Source organism: Bdellovibrio sp. HAGR004 (genome assembly GCF_055397015.1).
Genome location: NZ_AP029176.1, coordinates 447,869 through 467,530, shown reverse-complemented (window position 1 = coordinate 467,530; position 19,662 = coordinate 447,869). Strand labels below are relative to the sequence as shown.

The 19,662-nt window shown below is 50.0% G+C and carries 19 protein-coding genes; 12 read left to right on the top strand and 7 right to left on the bottom strand.

The window, feature by feature from the left end; genetic code table 11:
- Positions 1-10: 10 nt before the first annotated feature.
- Genes ACZ5ZV_RS02485 through ACZ5ZV_RS02470 form a run of 4 tightly spaced genes read left to right on the top strand, consistent with a single transcriptional unit; the run spans position 11 to position 5,969 of the window.
- Positions 11-667 carry a recA protein gene (locus ACZ5ZV_RS02485; protein WP_464119865.1) on the top strand — a complete coding sequence of 219 codons (657 nt, stop codon included), beginning with the start codon at positions 11-13 and terminating at the stop codon, positions 665-667.
- The gene (locus tag ACZ5ZV_RS02480; RefSeq protein ID WP_464119864.1) at positions 615-1,937 is read left to right on the top strand and encodes a hypothetical protein; all 1,323 of its coding nucleotides are present in this window, start codon (positions 615-617) and stop codon (positions 1,935-1,937) included. Before ACZ5ZV_RS02485 ends, ACZ5ZV_RS02480 begins: the two co-directional genes overlap by 53 nt.
- Entirely contained in the window at positions 1,921-5,115 is a 3,195-nt protein-coding gene (locus ACZ5ZV_RS02475; RefSeq protein ID WP_464119863.1) for a DNA polymerase III subunit alpha, read from the top strand. Before ACZ5ZV_RS02480 ends, ACZ5ZV_RS02475 begins: the two co-directional genes overlap by 17 nt.
- A 50-nt stretch (positions 5,116-5,165) precedes the next feature.
- A complete protein-coding gene (locus ACZ5ZV_RS02470; RefSeq protein ID WP_464119862.1) occupies positions 5,166-5,969 on the top strand; it encodes a hypothetical protein in 804 nt (267 codons plus the stop codon).
- A 54-nt stretch (positions 5,970-6,023) separates the two neighbouring features.
- Here ACZ5ZV_RS02470 and ACZ5ZV_RS02465 read toward each other — a convergent pair whose 3' ends face one another.
- A complete protein-coding gene (locus ACZ5ZV_RS02465) occupies positions 6,024-7,076 on the bottom strand; it encodes a hypothetical protein (protein WP_464119861.1) in 1,053 nt (350 codons plus the stop codon).
- A gap of 254 nt (positions 7,077-7,330) precedes the next feature.
- Between ACZ5ZV_RS02465 and ACZ5ZV_RS02460 the strand changes: the two genes are divergently transcribed.
- The gene (locus tag ACZ5ZV_RS02460; RefSeq protein WP_464119860.1) at positions 7,331-8,389 is read left to right on the top strand and encodes an OmpA family protein; all 1,059 of its coding nucleotides are present in this window, start codon (positions 7,331-7,333) and stop codon (positions 8,387-8,389) included.
- Between the two features lie 80 nt (positions 8,390-8,469).
- Here the strand turns inward: ACZ5ZV_RS02460 and ACZ5ZV_RS02455 are convergent, their stop codons facing one another.
- Positions 8,470-9,126 carry an O-methyltransferase gene (locus ACZ5ZV_RS02455; RefSeq protein WP_464119859.1) on the bottom strand — a complete coding sequence of 219 codons (657 nt, stop codon included), beginning with the start codon at positions 9,124-9,126 and terminating at the stop codon, positions 8,470-8,472.
- Positions 9,127-9,241: 115 nt separating this feature from the next.
- Between ACZ5ZV_RS02455 and ACZ5ZV_RS02450 the strand changes: the two genes are divergently transcribed.
- The 6 genes from ACZ5ZV_RS02450 (at position 9,242) to ACZ5ZV_RS02425 (ending at position 14,767) form a co-directional block, all read left to right on the top strand.
- Entirely contained in the window at positions 9,242-9,766 is a 525-nt protein-coding gene (locus tag ACZ5ZV_RS02450) for an OmpA family protein (protein ID WP_464119858.1), read from the top strand.
- 26 nt (positions 9,767-9,792) lie between these two features.
- Entirely contained in the window at positions 9,793-10,455 is a 663-nt protein-coding gene (locus tag ACZ5ZV_RS02445; RefSeq protein ID WP_464119857.1) for an HAD family hydrolase, read from the top strand.
- A 105-nt stretch (positions 10,456-10,560) separates the two neighbouring features.
- Positions 10,561-11,553 (top strand): ABC transporter ATP-binding protein, encoded by a 993-nt coding sequence (locus ACZ5ZV_RS02440; protein WP_464119856.1) that lies wholly within the window; start codon positions 10,561-10,563, stop codon positions 11,551-11,553.
- Positions 11,553-12,521: an ABC transporter ATP-binding protein gene (locus tag ACZ5ZV_RS02435; RefSeq protein WP_464119855.1), complete on the top strand. Its 969-nt coding sequence runs from the start codon at positions 11,553-11,555 to the stop codon at positions 12,519-12,521. Before ACZ5ZV_RS02440 ends, ACZ5ZV_RS02435 begins: the two co-directional genes overlap by 1 nt.
- Before the next feature lie 50 nt (positions 12,522-12,571).
- Entirely contained in the window at positions 12,572-13,423 is an 852-nt protein-coding gene (locus ACZ5ZV_RS02430; RefSeq protein ID WP_464119854.1) for a PilZ domain-containing protein, read from the top strand.
- 213 nt (positions 13,424-13,636) lie between these two features.
- Positions 13,637-14,767, top strand: a complete 1,131-nt coding sequence (locus ACZ5ZV_RS02425; RefSeq protein ID WP_464119853.1) for a hypothetical protein — start codon at positions 13,637-13,639, stop codon at positions 14,765-14,767.
- 8 nt (positions 14,768-14,775) lie between these two features.
- On the opposite strand, the gene ACZ5ZV_RS02420 is transcribed toward ACZ5ZV_RS02425, so the two are convergent.
- The 4 genes from ACZ5ZV_RS02420 to trxB form a co-directional block, all read right to left on the bottom strand.
- Complete coding sequence (locus ACZ5ZV_RS02420) at positions 14,776-16,518, bottom strand: S8 family peptidase (protein ID WP_464119852.1); 1,743 nt, start codon at positions 16,516-16,518, stop codon at positions 14,776-14,778.
- Positions 16,505-17,245, bottom strand: coding sequence for a hypothetical protein (locus ACZ5ZV_RS02415; protein WP_464119851.1), 741 nt, complete (start codon positions 17,243-17,245; stop codon positions 16,505-16,507). The genes ACZ5ZV_RS02420 and ACZ5ZV_RS02415 overlap by 14 nt, the downstream gene beginning before the upstream one ends.
- 177 nt (positions 17,246-17,422) lie before the next feature.
- Positions 17,423-17,920 (bottom strand): response regulator, encoded by a 498-nt coding sequence (locus tag ACZ5ZV_RS02410; protein ID WP_262554540.1) that lies wholly within the window; start codon positions 17,918-17,920, stop codon positions 17,423-17,425.
- A 7-nt stretch (positions 17,921-17,927) separates the two neighbouring features.
- Positions 17,928-18,872, bottom strand: coding sequence for a thioredoxin-disulfide reductase (gene trxB, locus ACZ5ZV_RS02405; protein WP_464119850.1), 945 nt, complete (start codon positions 18,870-18,872; stop codon positions 17,928-17,930).
- 108 nt (positions 18,873-18,980) lie between these two features.
- Between trxB and ACZ5ZV_RS02400 the strand changes: the two genes are divergently transcribed.
- Positions 18,981-19,271, top strand: coding sequence for a 2Fe-2S iron-sulfur cluster-binding protein (locus tag ACZ5ZV_RS02400; RefSeq protein WP_464119849.1), 291 nt, complete (start codon positions 18,981-18,983; stop codon positions 19,269-19,271).
- A 42-nt stretch (positions 19,272-19,313) separates the two neighbouring features.
- Here the strand turns inward: ACZ5ZV_RS02400 and ACZ5ZV_RS02395 are convergent, their stop codons facing one another.
- Positions 19,314-19,598, bottom strand: a complete 285-nt coding sequence (locus tag ACZ5ZV_RS02395; protein WP_464119848.1) for a hypothetical protein — start codon at positions 19,596-19,598, stop codon at positions 19,314-19,316.
- Positions 19,599-19,662: the final 64 nt, after the last annotated feature.

Here is a 19,662-nt window from a genome sequence, read left to right as displayed (position 1 = left end):
TGGAGAGCATATGAGCACCCTGGCCCTTCCCGAATTAGCCAACATTCCTTTTGTCTCTGCCGAGCACTTGCAGCCACCGGCGGGACTTCCCACCGGAGTCCGCCTGCTGGATGATTTTCTGCTGTGGAAAGGGTTCCCGCAAGGGGATCTGAGTCTGTTGCAAGGGGCTCCCGGCACTGGCGCCACGTCTTTGTGGATCCGCCTTGTGCAAGGGGTGCATTCTCAAAATAAGTGGGCGGCTTGGGTGAACGGCGACACGCAATTGTTCCCTGCGCATCTGAACAACTATCAAATCAATCTGAAAAAACTTCTGGTGGTGAAAGAGCCCAAAGATCAGGAACAGTTATTCTGGCTGCTGCAAGAGCTGATCACCAGTTCCCTGTTTGAAGTCATCGGCTGCAACCTGAAAGAAATGTTTTTAAAGAATCATCAGTTGCAGAAACTCAAACGTCTGTGCCGCCTGCACAAAGTGGCTCTGGTTTTTGTAAATCAGAAAGTCAGCAAGTTTGTGAATCCTCTTTTTAGCCTGATGATTCACTTTCAGCGCGACTTTATCACCATTCAGCGCGCCCTTCACCGTCCAACACCGTTTAATCTGGCTGGGAGTATGATCCATGCGAACTTTATGCATCAATTTAAAAACACCGCAAGAAAGCTCCTCAGCTGAGGCGTTTTTACTGCTAAGCCCCCGGGTTCAATTCCGCTTCCCGCATTTTATCTTCGTGGATATCGCCTCAACCCAGCACCTTCTGGGAGGCGAGCGCGGCTGCCTGGAGAAAGCGCTGGAGATTGCCGGGAAATTTTCCCCTGACGCCTCGGCCGCTATTGCAGACACGGCTCCGGCAGCCCAGATGCTGGCCAAGTGGCGGCCTTCGCACATCACCTTGCGCGGGAAGGAACAGGAAAGCTTCAAAGGCCTTGGCTTGGATGCCCTGAAAGACCTGGAAGGCTTGTCCCCCTGGGCGCAGAAAAAGCCGGTGGAGCACATGATCGCCTTTTTCCACACCCTGGGTGTGCATGGTCTGGAAGATGTTTTAAATTTCCGTCTGAATTCACTGCGCGAACGCTGGGGGGATTTTGGTGTTTTACTTTGGAATCGTCTGCATTCTCAGGACTCTCAAGTCATTTCACCTCTTGTGCCTCGCGACCCTCTTGTGGGCTATGGCTACCTGGATGATCCCATAGGCTCTGCGCCCTTGCTGATGGCGCGCCTGAAAGTGCACTTGGATGTTTTATTTGCGCGCTTGCTGGGATTGGCCCGCCATGCCCAGCGCCTGGATGTGGTTCTGCACTGTGAATATTCTGACAAACGCTACAATCTGTCGATTGAGCCGGTCAGTCCCACGCGGGATCAGAATCTTTTCGAGGATCTGCTGTTCAAAAAATTAGAACAACAGGTCCTGGAAAATCCCATTCGGGAATTTGAAATCTCCCTGTTCGACGTGCCGGAAAAAATTCAGCAGCTGGATTTCTTCGAGCCCCGCGACAACACCGAGGATCGCTGGCGTCGTCTGATCAGCTTTGCCAAACAGGCCCAGTGTGAAATGGGTTTTCTGCAAATGGAGGCCAGTCATTTTCCGGAGCAAAGTTTCCGCCTGGTCACCGACTGGCCGGAAGACTTCAGTCCGCGCGATCTGGTGGAAAGACAGGATGAGGCCTTACAAATCAAATCCGTTTACGCCAAAGCCCTGGCTGAAAGCCCCCGTCCATCGCTTTTATTGGAAAAGCCGCAGGCTTTGTCTGCGGCAGAAGTGCAAAAGCTTCGTTTTGTGTCTTCTTTACCCAGCGAAAGAATCGAATCGGCGTGGTGGCAGATTTCAGTTCAGGATTTAAAAAACCGAGATTATTACTTTGCGCTCTCGCACCAAGGTCAGCTTCTGTGGGTTTTCAAAGATCGCATAAATTCACAGGTCTACTTGCATGGGTACTTTGACTAATAAATCTTTGATCACCTCTCAGAACTCCCGCCTGCCGGCCCAACCCCGGCCGCGCGCCAAAGGATTCGTCGAACTTCTGGGACGCAGTAATTTTTCATTTCTGCAAGGGGCTTCCAGTCCTGAAGAAATGGTGTCTCAGGCCGTGGAGTTTGGCTATGACGGGATGGCACTGTGTGATCTGAATGGATTGTACGGTGTGGTCCGTGGTTTTCAGACCATCCAGTCGCCGTCTTTGTTCACCGCTTCGCCCCAGGTAAAAGAAAACTTTCGTTATTTGATCGGCTCTGAACTCACTTTGACGGATGAAAGCTCCGTGGTGTTAATCCCGATGAACAAGCAGGGTTATTCGCATTTGTGTGAAATCCTGACGTTGGGAAAACGTCAGGCAGCCAAAGGATTTTCCAAGCTCAGCCTGGAGCAGATTGAAAAATACAATCAAGGGCTTTTGTGTCTGGCCATCCCGCCCTGGACTGAGGAACGCTATGAGCGTCTGGAGAAGATTTTCGACAACCGTCTGTATCTACCTCTATGGCGGGATCTGACCTGGGAATCTCAGGAGTTTTGTCGGCAGGGATTTGCGCTGGAAGAAAAATATCAGGCTCGTTTGTTTGTCAGTCAGCGCCCGTTTATGCACAGCCCGGAACGCAAGCCCTTGTTTGATGTTCTGACCTGCACCCTTCATCACACCACACTGGCAGAGGCCAAAAACAAACTGATTCAAAACTCTGAACGATGCTTAAAAAGCCTCGAGGATATTTCCTGGCTGTGGCAGGACCGGTTGGATCTTGTGGAGAAGACTGTGGAGATCTCGGCACGTGTGACGTTTTCTTTAAACGAGATCCGTTACCGCTATCCCGCATCCAGCTTGCCTTTGGGGATGACGCCCACAGAACACATGCGCCATCTGACCCTGAAGGGGGCGCAATGGCGCTATCCCGAAGGCATTCCTGAAAAGGCCTTAAAGCAGATCGAATACGAACTGGCTTTGATCAAAGATCTACAGTACGAGGATTATTTTCTGACCCTAAAAGAGATCTGCGATTTTGCCTCGAAAAAAGGGATTCTTTATCAGGGCCGCGGCTCTGCCGCCAACTCAGTGGTGTGCTTTTGTCTGGGGCTGACTGCGATTGATCCTGTAAAAATGGATCTGCTGTTTGAACGATTCCTTTCACGCGAACGGCGCGAACCTCCGGACATTGATATCGACTTTGAACACAGTCGTCGCGAAGAAGTGATTCAGCATATCTACGAAAAATACAATGAACGTCACGCCGCCATGGTGTGCACGGTGATTCGCTATCGCTCGCGCATGGCGATTCGTGAAACCGCCAAGGTGTTTGGCATGCCTCTGCCCAAGATCAATGCCATGATCAAATTCATGGGCCGTGATGGCATGAGACGTCTGCTGGATCCCGCCGTAGCGGCGGATTTCGGCATGGAGCCGGGCGAATGGAAGATGTTTATGACCTTGGCTCAGCAACTGCATGGCTTCCCCCGCCATCTGGGCATTCATACCGGCGGTTTTCTGATCACCCAGGATCCCATCACCGAAATGGTGCCGGTGGAAAAAGCCACCATGGATGGCCGCTATGTCATTCAGTGGAACAAAGACGATGTGGATTTTCTGCGTCTGATGAAAATCGATGTTTTAAGTCTGGGAATGCTGACCTGCCTGCGCAAGTGCTTTGATCTTTTGCGCGATGTAAAAGGGAAAAACTACAGTCTGGCCACTCTTCCCGCCGATGACAAACCCACTTACGATATGATCTGCCGGGCCGACACTGTCGGTGTTTTTCAGATCGAATCCCGCGCACAGATGAACACGCTTCCCCGCATGCAGCCGCGAAGCTTTTATGATCTGGTGATTGAAATCGCCCTGATCCGCCCGGGTCCTTTGCAAGGGGGCATGGTGCATCCGTTTTTAAAACTGCGCCAGAATCGCCCCAAAGAAATCAAGTACGCACATCCCGCACTGAAACCCATCTTGGAAAAAACGATGGGTATTCCCATCTTTCAAGAGCAAGTGATGAAGATGGTGGTGGCTGTCGCCGACTTCACCCCGGGTGAAGCCGATGAACTGCGCCGGGTGATGTCCTCGGCCTGGAAACGTAAAGCCACCATGGGAGGCATTGAACAACGCCTGCGCGAAGGGTTTGCCCGTCATGGGATTTCTTCTGAATACGCCGATCAAATCTATAAAACCATCGAAGGCTTTGCCAACTATGGCTTCCCCGAAAGTCATTCGGCCAGTTTTGCCCTTTTAACCTACGCCAGTTGTTATCTGAAGTGCCACTACCCAGATGTGTTTGCTTGCGGGCTTTTAAACAGTCAGCCCATGGGCTTTTATGCTCCCCGCACGATCATCGCCGAGGCCCAGCGCAATGGCGTGGTCGTGGCGCCGCTGGATGTGCAGCGTTCAGATTATGACTACACTATCGAAAAAGGCGAAAGCAGCGATGTCCTGCGCGTGGGCTTAAGATCCATCTATGGAATTCCTGAAACCCTGCTTCGTCGGATTGAAGACAGTCGAAAAAATGAAGGTCCTTACGTAGATCTGGCGGACTTTATCCGCCGCACTCAACTTCCACGCAGTGTGCTTTTGAAACTTGCCGCCGCCGGAGCCTTTGAATGCTTTAACAGCAATGTGCGAGAGCTGATCTGGACTCTGGAATCCCTGAGCCTGGATCAGCAGAGTTTTTTATGGGGACACCCCAAAGAGCAGTTCGAACTGGGTGATGACGAAGACGAACCCGAACATCTGCCGTTTGAATCCAACTGGGATCGCTTGCGCCGCGAATATGACAGCAAGGGATACTCCGTCAATTCACATCCGATGTCCGTGCTCAGAACTTATCTGCAAAACAAAAGCAAGGTCTTGCGGGAAAAACGCTTTGTGCCTTATTTCCACTCTGAGGATCTGAAACACATGAAAACAAAAAACAAAGTTCGGGTCGCCGGTCTGGTCGCCATCACCCAGCGCCCACCGACTGCCAAGGGCATGTGTTTCATCACACTGGAGGACGAGTTCGGCTTTATGAACATCGTTATTCATCCTGAGATTTATCAGAAGGACCGCACCACCATTTACACCCGCTCGCTGCTTGAAATCCACGGTCAGGTTGAAAAAGTGGGCGCCATCACCAATATCCGCGCCGAACGCATTCTGCCGCTGGGATAGAGCCCTGAAAGTGCTTTTCAAGTCCGATCCCCGGGTGTTATGGTGCCGGCATGATCCGCGAAGCCATTGAAATGATTTTCACTCCTGCCACTCCTCTTGCCAAGAAATACGGGTTCTTGTACCACTCGATTTCTTTGAAACACCGCTATGAACGCTGTGAAAAAGTCTGGCTGCCGCATTTGAAGAACTGTCAGGACATCTTTCTGCAAAGTCTTCAGGATCTGCCACAGAAGAAATCCGTGGTGGTGCTGGGCAGTGCCCACCTGCATGAAATCCCTTTGCACCTGCTGATGAACAATTTTGAATCTGTCACTCTGGTGGATGTCGTGCATCCGCTGAAACATCATTGGGCTGCGAAAAGAAATCCGCGTCTGAAGCTTGTCACCATGGATCTGGGCGGTTCCTTGGCCGAACTGGAAAAACTCAAATCCCTGCAGGATCTGAAAGACCTGATTCAGAATCTTTCACAAAAAGAACTTTTCCATTTTGAAGCCGATCTGATTGTGTCCGGGAACCTGCTTTCGCAACTGGCTTTACTTCCGATGGAAGCCCTGGAAAAATTCACCAAGACAAATCTGACCCTGGCTGAAAAAGACGAGATCTGCACTGCCTATGGCGAAATTCACCTTAAGAATCTGCGTGCCTGCCAGGGGAAAAAGCTGGTTTACAGCGATCGCGCCGTCACCTATCGCGACCCGGAGGGCAAGATCACCTACACCGGATCTTACCCGGTGCACTTTGAGGGCTTCACAAAAATAAAAGACTGGAACTGGATGCTGGCCCCCTTGAAAGAGGCCTCTAAAGACTACTCCATAGAAATGAAAGTCGAAGCCTACACCTCTAACAAGCTGTAACGACCAGCACGTCGACGACGCAGCAGCGCCGCTAAAAGCTGATTTTACAGCTTGTTAGCAGCGAGGGCCGCTTGAGCAGGACAAATTGATGCCGGATTCATCCAGCTTAAAGAAGTTCTGGATGCGCTCCTCTTCGGCCTTGCCATCCAGGCACAGGCTGCGGAAGGCTTTTTTCACCTTGGCTTTTTTTACCTCGATGTCTTCTTCGTTTTTCAAAAGTGCATTAAGCACTTTATAGCCCCACAGATCCGCCTGAACCTGATCCACTTGCAAAGAGCTATCTGCGTCCTGACTTAAAGAGCCTCCAGACAAACAAGCCACTGCTTTATCATCTGGCTTGGCTCCGCGCAGTTTCATTTGCACGGCCATTTCACGGGTCAAATCAAAGACCAGGCTCAGAATACGGTCTTCCTTTTCCATCCCGGCATTTCTCATCAAACGGCCCGGACAAATCGCAATCACTCCATTGGGGCCACCCCCGGGAACAATCGACATAGACGCATTTCTTCCGCCGTCCAAACCGCAGGTTTCCTTCAGCTTGGCGACAACCTGATCTTTAAAGGTAAAATGATTGGTCAAAGTTTCAGTGACAGAAAACACCAGTGACGTGTTGATGATGCTAAACAGAAGACGTTTGTCTTCCTCCGAGACTCCCTGCTCTTTCTCAACAACTCCGATCAAAGCTGTGCGCGCGATTTCCGCGGCCTCTGTCACATCGGCATCGTACTTATAAAAGACCTGATATTCTTCATCCGCCCGTTTCAGAAGCTCTGAATCCAGATTCAGGTTTTTCTTTTCTTCATCCAACGCCGCGAAGCTTGCCGGCATTCCGTCGAAGTTTTCGCTCAAGCCGTGGGCTTTCTTTAAGGCGTTCAAAGCATTTTTGGCCAGTTCGGCCTGCGCTTTAGTTCCGATATTGGTCAAACTCTCGCAGATAACCGCCGCGGGCTTATCGCACATGCTGACCGTCTTTCCTGCAGGAGCAGTCTGCTCAGCTTTGGCTTTAAAGCCTTCTTTGTTTTTGTACTTCCTGGCATATTCGGAATCGCTCTGGGCACAAGCGGCCAACCCCAAGCTCACAGCAAAAACAAGACTGAGTTTTTTCATAACTGCTCCTTCTCTATTCACATGAAGACAAAAAAATGTCACTTCCATGTGTGAAAGCGGCCCCAGCGGGGCTCATCACTTCAAGGAGAGGAAAAGCAAATGCAGGGCCAGAGGCTTGTCTCAGAATGATTCAGCATCAAAAAGACTGTTCCCTTTGAATTTGCAACCATTTCATTTATAGCCCTTTGTTGCACTCATTGACAGGTCCCCCGGTCGCGCAGATAAACGAACCTCCAAATAAAGGGGTTTTTTATATGAAGTCCACTATCGTGCTGGCAAGCTTGCTGACACTTTCTCTGAACAGCTATGCTGACCAAAACATCAACTCAAATAGCCTGGAATTTTCCAAAGAAGCTGTTGAAATGGCGCCCCAAGGCCTTTTGCCATTCATTGGTTTCGGTGGTGGTTACACTGGCAACAATGACAATATTCCTGTTGAAGGAACTCCAGTTTCTTTGAAAGTCCTTGGCTCTTACTACATGGCTCAACCTTATGTGTTTGACGCCGGGTTTGGCATTTCCAATCAGCAGTTCTCTCAATCTGCTGCCAAAGACACAGCAGTCACCGGTTCCAGTCTTGAATTGGCTGCTCGATATCGCTTCGCAAATAAATGGCAGGCTGGTCTGGTTGCAAATCATCTTTTCGAAATGGGCTCCTCCTATGCGGCCTCTCAAGGTGACGCACAGTTTGTCGGTCTTCAGGCTTTGAAAGAGTTCTCTATCGCAAAAGGCTGGCTGGCTCGTGTCGGTGGTCGCGCCATGACTGAAACCAACAACACAGGCGAGATGGTTAACATGTACATGATCGACCTTCAGTTGGGCTGGAATCCGCATGCTCAGGCGACAACTGTGAAAGCTACTGCTGCTGCTCCGAAGGCGCAAACCGCACCTGTAGCCAAAGCTATCGAAGTGAAACCAACTTCTGCTTTGGATTACATCAACTATGCTTCATTCGAAAATGGCAACAGCATCTTCTTCCCAGAGGCAAGCTACACCATTGATGCAAAGAACCAAGCTCAATTGAAAAAACTGGCAAGCCTGCTGAAACAGAACAAAAATCTTTTCAGCAAAGTGGAGGTTCACGGATATGCAGACATCTCCGGACCGGAAGCGCTAAACCAGTCACTTTCAGAAAAAAGAGCGGAACAAGTCAAAGCTCAACTGATCAAAGGTGGTCTGAATAAAGAGACTATCGTGGCTTTGGGTAAAGGCTCCAGTCAGTCCAAGGAAATTCTGGCTCAGGACCGCAAAGTGGAACTTCTGTTCACAGGCGTAAAAGACGAAAAAGCTCTGCAAAAGGCTTTGGCTCTTTAATATACAAAGGTTCCCGTTTATTTTTGAGGTCCACAATGCATCTTACGCAGAGAGGACCCCAAAAGAGCCGGGAACCTTTTTTACTTTTTAATGGCTACAAAAAGGCCTTCATACGTCGGCACAATTGCCGAATCAAAAAGTGCGGAATCAGACAATCGCTTGTTGAAGTCCTTCATGATATTGATTTGTTTGTCAGAGAATCTTTGCGTGGGTTCTCCCCACACACCACCGGACAAAAAGATATTGTCCGCCAGAATCAATCCTCCAGAACGCAGATTTTTTTCCGCCCAGGTCAGATAGTCAATGTACGCCGCTTTGTTGCCGTCGATAAAAACGCCATCAAACGGGCCTTCACTGGAAAGTTTTTCCAGCTCCGCGCGGGCATCACCCATCACCAGGTGAATTTTCTTTTTGCTTTGGTCCAATTTCGCAAAGGCCTGCGCGGCATAGTCGCCGTGACGTGGTTCCTTTTCCAGGGTCCACAAAGTGCCACCTTCAGGCAAAGCTTCAAAAATATATTGTGCTGACAACCCCGTCAGGGTTCCGATCTCAACAAATTTGCGACAACCATGCAGACGGATCAACGTGCCGATCAACTGTGCTTCAGCAGGGTTGATACTGATGCGGCCCAAGTTCAGTTCATCAGCGAACTGGCGGGACAGTTTTTTAGGCTCTGACTCTTCAGCGAGAAGAGACAGCATGTATTCTTCTTTGTTGGTTAGCACGGATTCACGCATATCTTATCCTCGCATATTCCTGCGGTGAAGTTAACAGGAAGTTAATTTGCCCGTCTTACCTGACAGCGCATAGCCTTTTCTGGATACACACTTTACCCATTGACGGAGGTTTTTCATGCGTTTTCAATCCACGACTGTGAAAGTTGTAACATCCCTGGCTCTGCTACTGGCTCTGGGGGCTTGTGCCAATAAATCCAAAAAAGACAACGAGAACATGGTCAGCTCCCAACGCTCCTCTGATCGCGGTCCCCAGTCCGCTTTATCCGGTGCAGCCGGAGATCTCAGCAAAAGCACCAAGTTCTCAACTCTTTCCCAGAACATCCGATTTCACGTCGGCAGCTCCGAGCTGACCGCCTCCAGCCGCCGGGCCCTGAACGAGATCGCTTCAGAAATGAAAAAGACTTCAGGTTCGTACGAAAAAATCCGCATTGCCGGTCTGGCTGATCCACAGGGTGATACGGCTCGCAATCAAAGACTTTCTGAAGAACGTGCCGAACGCGTGCGCGAGTATCTGATCTCCAAAGGTGTGCCGGACTCAAAACTGGAAACCATCGGCAAAGGGGCTGTGGCTCGAGACACTCTGGGCACCGCCTCACAAAGAGCCCGCGACCGTCGTGTGGACTTTGAGATTGTCGAATAAACATAAAGTCGGCAAGATAGAGGGTTATGAATCCTCTTCTTGTCTTTGATCTTGATGGCACTTTGATTGACTCAGCTCCGGATATTATCACGGCCGTCAATCGCACTCTGGCAAATCACTCTAAACCCATCTTAAGTGATGCCACTATTATTTCTCATATCGGCGAGGGGATTAAAAAACTCATCGCCGATTTATTTAAGAACGACAATCTGGATCCCGGCGACATGATTGGTCTTGAGATGGAATTCCTGCGCACCTATGAAGAGGAAATGCTGAACAAAACCCGCATTTACCCTGGGGTTGAAAACTTCCTGAGTCAGTATCAAGGCCCGATCGCCATTATCACCAATAAAAACGAAGAGCCCGCCAAGGCCATCATCAATCACCTGGGACTGAACCGCTTTCCCTGGGTCAACATCTTCGGAGCCGACACCCTGGAGGAGAGAAAGCCCAGTCCTCTACCTCTGCGCACCATGATGAAGCTGGCTGGGCGCCTTCCCTCCGACACCCTGATGATCGGAGACGGAACACCGGATATGCTTTCTGCCCAACGAGCCGGCGTGGGGTCCATCGCCATCGGGTTCGGCTATACGGACCCACATATTCTTAAAAAATATGAGCCCTTGGCGGTTCTGGATCACTATCAGGATCTGTCGGCGTTACTGGCTAAAATCACCCAAGAGGCTTGACGCATCTTTGCCGTAAAAAATAACCATGCACCCTTTGTGGGCTTGCCTCAGGGCGGCGTGGACTATATAAGGTGAAAGCTTTTTGATAATGGGGGGTTGTCTCCGGTGAACGACATTCTTTTAGAAGTTCAAAATCTTAAGACGCGCTTTAAAACTGACGAAGGCACTTTTCTCGCGGTAGATGACGTTTCCTTTAACGTCAAAAAAGGCCAAACTCTTGGAATCGTTGGGGAATCTGGGTGCGGAAAGTCCGTAACCTCTCTTTCTATTATGCGTCTTGTCCAGAAGCCTGGAAATATTGAATCCGGCAAGGTCCTATTTAAGGGCCAAAACCTTCTGGAGCTGTCCGACGACCGCATGAGACAAATTCGCGGTAACGAAATCGCGATGATCTTCCAGGAACCGATGACTTCCCTGAACCCGGTTTACACCGTGGGCGATCAGATTGAAGAAGCCATCCTTTTGCACCAAAAAAACCTGACCAAAACTCAGGCTCGTGAACGCGCGATCGACATGCTTCGCATCGTGGGCATTCCAGCACCTGAAAAACGCTTCCATGAATTCCCGCACCAACTTTCTGGCGGTATGAGACAGCGTGTGATGATTGCCATGGCGATTTCCTGCAATCCGGAACTGCTGATTGCTGACGAACCAACAACGGCGTTGGACGTGACCATTCAGGCTCAGATTCTGGATCTGATGCGCAAACTGCAAAAAGACTTCAATGCCGGCATGATCCTGATCACTCACGATCTGGGTGTTGTGGCAGAAATGTGTAACGAAGTGGCCGTGATGTATGCGGGCCGCGTGGTTGAATTCGGAACCGTGGAAGACATCTTCTATCGCCCGAAACATCCGTACACTCGTGGTTTGCTGGATTCCATTCCGCACTTCGAAACAGGACACAAGCTGGAGCAACTGAAGACCATCAAAGGCATGGTTCCAAGTCTTTACAATCTTCCGAAGGGCTGCCGCTTTGCGGATCGTTGTCCTTATGCTCAAGATGACTGTCGTCAGTCTTATCCATCCACTGAAAATCTTCGCGGCATCCATAAGGTCGCTTGTTTCCACCCCTTGTCTGACGAGGTCACGAAATAATGAGCACTCCTCTGTTGAAAGTTGAAAACCTGGTAAAAAGCTTCCCGATTCACGGTGGTATCTTCAACCGCGAAGTGGCCAGTGTAAAAGCAGTTCAGGGCGTATCCTTTGAAATCAACAAAGGCGAAACATTGGGTCTGGTGGGTGAATCCGGTTGCGGTAAGTCCACTTTGGGTCGCTGCCTGATGCGCCTGCACGACACCACCTCTGGAAAGATCATCTATAACGGCAAAGACATCACTCACATCCAGGGCGAAGAACTTCGCGAGATGCGCCGTAAGATTCAGATCATCTTCCAGGATCCGTTTGCTTCTTTGAATCCACGCATGACCATCGGGGCGATTCTTGAAGAGCCTCTGATTATTCATAATCTTTACGCCACTGCGAAAGAGCGTCAGGATCGTATTCATGAACTGATCGACCTGGTGGGCTTGCGCCGTGAACACCTGAATCGTTATCCGCACGAGTTTTCCGGCGGTCAACGTCAGCGCGTGGGTATCGCTCGCGCTTTGGCGGTGAATCCGGAACTGATCGTCTGTGACGAGCCGGTTTCCGCTTTGGACGTTTCCATTCAGGCACAAGTGATCAACCTGTTGATGGAGCTTCAACAGAAGTTGGGCCTGACCTATATCTTTATCGCGCACGATCTGAAAGTGGTTGAACACGTTTCCACTCGTGTTGCCGTGATGTATCTGGGTAAAGTGGTTGAAATGGCGGATTCTGAAGAGCTTTATAAGAATCCGAAACATCCCTATACCAAAGCCCTGATGTCTGCGATTCCGGTACCGGATCCACGCAAAAAAGAAGAGCGTATCATTTTGACTGGCGACGTTCCGTCCCCGATCAACCCGCCTTCTGGCTGTCATTTCCACCCTCGTTGCCCTATGGCGATCGACGATTGCAAGACTATCGTCCCGGCTCTGGAAGCAAAGGCAAAAGATCACGTCGCTTCGTGCATCCGAGTGTAAAGAAGTAACTCATTCTCTCCGATAACTCCTTAGTACACACTGAGGAGTTCATGAAGACGCAGGGGAAAATCTGGATTATCTATGATGCCGAAACCAAAACGCAGACGAAGCCTATGTCTGTGGTTCAGGCGCAAGTGACGATTCTCTCCATCGCGGTCCAAGATCACACCAAATTTTTCCTGTGGACTCCCGGCTGGGAAGGCTGGCTTTCCATCAAGGACTTCCTCGAATCCGATCAGACCTACTTCGTGATTGTTCAGCCGCCCAAGCCAGGTGAAATGCCGGGCTTGCCAGTTGAAGAGCACACTTTGACCGCCACCAAAAATGCTCCTGCCACCAAGGGTGACAGTCAGTACACTCAAGTGGTGGTCGGCGATATGCCATTAAAGCACCGCGAGGTCGGCGGCTATCACGCCAAAGATTTCAACGGTGATGATTTGGATTTAAACAAGATCAAAAAAGACAAATCCGAAATGCCCAAGCCGAAAAAAGCGGCTCAGGCTGAAGAACCTGTGACCCCGGTGGCCGCTGCGAAGGCGGAACCAAAAGGCTCAGACCGTCGCCGCGACCCCCGTCACAACTTCAAAATCGAAGTGGTGTTGGTTTCCAAAGTGCGCTCATTCAGAACGTACTCCAAAGATATCTCTTTAAGTGGAACCATGCTGGAGGATGAAATCCCCAGAGACTTCCTGAACAAACCATTTGATCTGATCATCGTGAATCCTTTCGAACCGGATCCCGCCAAAGCCCGACTGCTTTTCAGAGCGAAGATTGTGGGTGACCTGACTGACCCGCGCCGTCTGATGTTCATTGAGCAGGACGTGGCGATGACGTTGCGTCTGGATGCTTTGCTGAAAGCTTACGTCGCCTATCAGGATCAGGTTCGTAAGAACGCCGGATAAAAATCCCTCTCCAGAAACCTGTTGCTCTCTCGACCTTCGTCGCATTCCTTGCAGAAGCTTTTTGTTCATTTCTTATATGAAAACAAATCAATTCAGAGGCTTTATTGCATTAAAGTATCTTAACGATGCCTTTAGGCTAGTTTTCCTCAGAAACAATCAAGGACTCTTAACAATAACCGATATCTTATTTTGAGAACTCGGCAAGGAGAGCCTATGGGTCAATTCAGATACGTTGTTGCAATTGGTGTCGCGGCAAATCTGCTTACCGCCTGTCAACCAGAGGTCGAAGAAGCTGCCAAACCCCGCTATTTGTACGTAGCCAGTGGGCTCTGTTATTCGGGAACCGGCAACACAACTTACTCTGCGACCACGGCTTCGAATGTGATCTTTCGCGTGAACCTGGAAACGGCTCAGTATGAAGGGCGCATTGCTGATTTCACAACAGGTTTTGATGCTCCGGGAACAACACCCGTGGGGATTGCTGACTATGATTCAGAACATTTACTGGTTCTGCTGGAACATACAGGCCAGCGCCGAATTGAGCTGATCAAAAAAGCTCTTTCTGGAGAAAGACAGACCTACTATAACAACACTTCCGCAACGGCTCCCATAGGGGCCTTGCAATCAGCCGGCCGATATATTCTTAAAGCGTTGGATGGGTTGCTAATCAGTCGATCCACTGCCATCGAAAAGCTGGACACCGGCAAAGCCCGCGAAAGTGGAACAGGAACCAATGCGTGGGTTCAGGCGCCGGGCGGCTCTTGCAGCGCCTCCATCACAAACATCACCTCACTGGCCACCTACCCAACAAGCTCCAATACGCTGGGCTACAATATCATCTATACGCATTCACAGAACGCTTCCAGCACCAACAATCGCATTGGAATTATCAATGGCCAAACAGGATGGAATGGAACCTCAGGGTGCCTTGCCAGCCAGGCTGCACCGGTCTTAACTGCATACCCGACTTCATCCGTTTATATGCAGGATTCCGGTCGCGTTGTGGTCAGTTATGCAGGAATCTCGGGTTCCATGCTGAATTCGATATATTCATATGACGTCGATGAAACGGCCAACACCATCAGCGATGAAGTGAATGGCTATGAAGTTCCCAGTGTTATCTATGGCGCCTCTGCCATGACTTATGATAAATCGACCAAAAGTCTTTATGTTGCCACCGGCGGGGCTATCACCAATAATTTCACGACCGGCAATATTCCGTATAACATTGAGAAATTCACCTTTAACAGCACAACCAAAGAATTCACACGCGTAGGTTCCACATCCTTTTATCCGGGGAATCTGGAAACTCGCTGTATTTCATCAATGTTTATTGGAAACTGAATTCGCCCCTACGGAGCACCGATAATATTCACGCCCCAACTGGTCAGCGTGCCGGTGATGTCATTGCTGCCACCATCATAAACCTTCAAAGTCCAGGTTCCGTTGGATCTTTCGTGGAAGAAGGCATTGCTCAGGAAAATTTCATTATTGTATCCGGAAATCCCCGTCAGCGAATTGCGCATATTAATGATCATACTTTTAGTGCCCGAAGGGGAAAACAACTCAACCCCCAGATCTGCGATATTGTTATGAGCAATTGTAAACTGAACCTGAACCGCTTCGATGCGCAGATTGTCGGACACCGACACCGTACTGGACAATCCCGTGGAACTGTATTCGGGGATTGCATTGGGGTTAGGACTGGAGTTTGTCACAAATCCTGTGGCCGTCTGCGCCGCCGTATAAGGTGAACTATAACTTCGTGCCAACGCCACCGCCGCATCCACATTCACGCGGCCGAACCCAAACCAGTTTTGAAATTTAAAGCCCGCCGCATTCGTCACCCAGGCATTTTCCCAGACAGCCCCCGTCGGCAGACGCACGTTCTTGGAGGAATCCCCGGGATAACTGTAAAAAGGATGTCTGGCAATGGCCGACATGTTGGGACTGACTGGAACCGCTGTTTTGGCCAGAATGTATTTTACATCTCTCCAGGTCAAAGCCGGGTTGGCTTCCAAAATCAGGGCCACGGCACCGGCCAGAACAGGCGCTGCTGCGGAAGTACCGTTGAATGTCGTCGTGTAATTGCAGTTGCTGTTACCGTTGCTGCCACGCTCGAACTCAATCTTCCCGGAAATCAGGGTCTGGGCATATCCGGCACTGCACCCGCTTCGATCCGTTGTGATCATCGCCGGATAGTCATCGCCAAATTCTCCTCCAAAAGAGGAAATCCAAAGATTTGCCCCCGGGGAAGAATAAGAAGCAATTTCTCCCATAGAGTTCAAAGCCCCCGTCATGATCGTGTACGGCATGTTGTTATCCGGATCAAAGTTCGCATTGCCGATACAGTAGACGCTTTCTGAGTTGTGGCACTTCACAATAAAATCGTTGCCCGCTGATTTGACATAGATGGAACCCTTACCCGCTCGCCCATTGACAACACCGGTAAGAAGTCCGCTTCCCCAAACAGCCACCACTTCAGGAAGATTGTTCTGGGTGTTCCCCCAGCTCATGTTGTAAATGTCATGACCACCGGAAACCTGCTGACCAATGCGCGCGTTGGTCTGGGATACATTCTTGGAAAGAAGGTTGTACGAAATGAGCTTGGCTTTGTAAGCCACACCCTTCGTCCCCACACCATTCCCACCCACAGCAGCGATCAGCCCCGCGACGGCAGTTCCATGGTTGTCATCAGAGGAATAAGGTGCCGCATTATTTGCCCCCGTCGGCGTCGACTGATGGTAGTCAATCGAGGCGCCATATAAAAAGTTACTTTTAAGATCTTCGTGACTGTCCTGAACGCCATCATCAGACACAACAATCTTCAAACCTGAACCGGAAAGACCCGACGTCCAAGTCTGAAGCATATCCAGATCAAATCCGACCACCCCGCTCCCAGAAGAGGCAAAGACAGACTGCCCGGTGTTGTTGATGTGCCAGGCATAACCCAGGAAAGGATCATCGCCCTCTTTAATATCGGCAACAACCGCATCGAACCCCTGCTTTGAGCAGTTGGTGAAAAGCAGGCTGATGACGGCACCAACCATCATCAATGGCAGAAAGATTTTTACTTTTCCTTTAAAACTTTTCATACTGCCTGCTTAGAATTTCCAAACGTACATCACTGATTCCGGGCTCACTGCCCAGGCGATCCTTCAAAGAAAACAGGTCATAAGGTTGCTGCGCCGATGTGACAAAGTAAACGCGCATCTCGGGCAGTTGACTGACAACTTTCAGATCAAAAGCGCGCAGCAAAGGCTCAATCTCGACTCCTTCACGCAAGGTGATCTCAATACTTCCCGTCACCACTCCGGCCAGACTTTTACGCTCATTGAAAACAACCATGGGTTGTGCATTGGAATAATTTCTTTCATCCACCCGCAAGCCCTCTTGAGGGACCAGATAAAAGCCGCTGACTTCAGCCATCGCATCCTGCCGTGGACCGGCTGACATCGGATAGGCCGTCATTCCCTCCCACACCTTCCACGCGGTTTCTGACAGCATGGAAGACTGAGCCAACCGGCGAGACGTGGGACTAATTCTTTGAGGGGAGGCTTTAGCCTCAGGTAAACGCAAACGGCGGGCTTCGGCTGCTGTGTTGTCACCATGGGAAGGGATATCTGTCACTTGGGTTTTATCCAACGGCTTTGTGCTCAGGGCGATTTCCTCTTCGCTTTGTGGATCTGAGGATTCCACCACAGCCATGGCTTCCTTCACAGATTCTGCGAAAGTTGGCTCCTGATCTTTCTTAAAGAACAAGCCCAGCGCCATCAGGCCGGCGGCAACAACAATGAAGATATACGTGCTTTTACGTGTCATGGGTCCTTATTATTCTAACTTTAAAAAGCAGCTTCGATCACTATTTTCTGCAAGAACCATTGGGAAAGTATGGAGACACGGTGAAATCCCAAACTGAGACAGAACTTTGGTCCATAAAAAAAGCCCTGCTGTTTCCGGCAGGGCTTTTTGGATATGAGAGATTGAAAATTGGAGGATCTAAGGGTTCAGCTTTAAAAGGGTTTCCACGGTCTTTTTCAGCTTCTCGACATCAAAGGGCTTCTTGATATAGTCGTCGGCTCCAAGCTCGAAAGCTTTCTTCATGTCCTCTTCGGAAGCTTTTCCAGAGACAAACACCAAAGGAATCTTTTTCAGGTCGCGATGGTCTTTCAGCAGTTGCGCCAGCTCAAAGCCGTTCACCCAAGGAAGACCCACGTCCATCAGAATCAAATCCACCGGATGATCATCAAGCACCGTGGAAAGCTCCGTTCCGTCAGCAGCCAGCTTGGTCACATAGCCTTCGCTTTCCAGAATTCTTTTCATCGCCAAACGCATTGTCTCGTCATCTTCGATAACCAGAATGATTTTGGGGTCGAGCTTTTTCTTCGCTTCACGGAACTGATCCAAAGGCACCACTTCCTGGGAAGCGATGCGCGCCTTGGTCATTTTCTCGATCTTTTCGATCAGATCCTTGGTGTTGATTCTTTTATCCTTCATACATTCCTTAGTGAGACTCTTGAGCTTCCAGCCATCTTTCTGCATCGATTGCAGCCATACAGCCCGTACCCGCCGCTGTGATCGCCTGGCGATACACATGATCTTGCACGTCTCCGGCCGCAAAGACACCTGGAATGTTAGTATACGTGGTATTAGGCTGGGTGATCAAATAGCCTGTCTCATTCATATCCAACATTCCCTTGAAAAGGTCTGTATTGGGCTTATGGCCAATGGCCAGGAATAGACCTGTGATTGGAAGTTCTTTGACAGCGCCGTCAACAGTGCTTTTGATTTTTGCGCCGGTCATGCTTTTGCCATCACCCAGAACTTCAACCACTTCTGTGTTGTACAGAACCTCGATCTTTGGATTCTTCAATGCACGGTCCACCATGATCTTAGAAGCACGGAAATGATCGCGTCTGTGAATCAGATAAACCTTAGAAGCAAAACGAGTCAGGAACTGAGCTTCTTCCATAGCCGTATCACCACCACCCACAACACCGATTTCCTGGTTACGGAAGAAAGCGCCGTCACAAGTTGCACACGCGGACACCCCGCGGTTGGCATAAGTCTTTTCAGAAGGCAGCCCCAGATACTTCGCGCTGGCCCCTGTGGAGATGATAATGGATTTTGCCAGATGCAGCTTATCCCCGATCCAAACCTTGAATGGACGCTGGGAAAAATCCACTTTCGTCACATTGCGGGTGATAAAGCGCGTGCCAAATCTTTCCGCCTGCTTTCTCATGACTGTGATCAAATCAGGACCCGTGATTCCATGCTCGAAGCCAGGGAAGTTTTCAACCTCCGTCGTGGTCATCAACTGACCACCAGCCTCTTCACCCTCGATCATCAAGGGATTCAGATTCGCACGGGATGTATAGATAGCGGAAGTCAGCCCCGCAGGACCAGATCCGATGATAATGACATTTTCTACTTTTTGATCTTCAGTCATAGATTACCTCACAAATAGGGTCGGAAATTACGCTCAAAGGCTATCAACAAATAGGACCCTTTTCATTAGTTCTTTGCACGTTTTGGGCTGCGTCAGCTACAATCGGCTATGCCCTTGATTTCCTTTAAAAAGAACATTCACGCACCTATTGAGGTTCCCTCGCAAACCATCCTGATGACGGCGTTGCTGGATGCGGGACTCCCCGTCGCCTCGAGCTGCGATGGCGATGGCGTTTGTGCGAAGTGCAAAGTCATTATCGTGGAAGGAAAAGAGAATCTGACCCCGGAGAACCCCACTGAGAACTTTCTCAGGGAAACCAACAACATCCCCAAGGATGTCCGCATCAGTTGTCAGACGCAGGTTCTGGGCGACATCACCGTGGACACCACTTATTGGTAGGCTTCAAAGTCTGACAAGTTTTGACGCCACTTGTGCTGTCAGCTAAAGATCCCGCTTCTTAAAGGGAATGCCCGGATCTTCCGGCTCGTGATCAGGACGATCCAGACGCCGAGCCTCTGTTGGTTTCGGCAAGGCGCAGCGGTCACCTTCGATGTATGAAAGCCGCAACCGGGCCGTAAGACCCTTCTGATTTTGATTGTAGCAAGGAAGCGCTGAACTGCGCAGGGTGGATACGGAGGGCTCAGCCGGTATAAGGTATTCAGAGCCTCTGACAATCGCGGCTTCAGCCGATGGTGACAAAAGAAGCCCCAATAAAATCCATCTCATAAGACCCCCTTGCAGAGGTCTCAGTATAGCCTGTTATCACGACAAAATCTTAAATCTGCCAAAC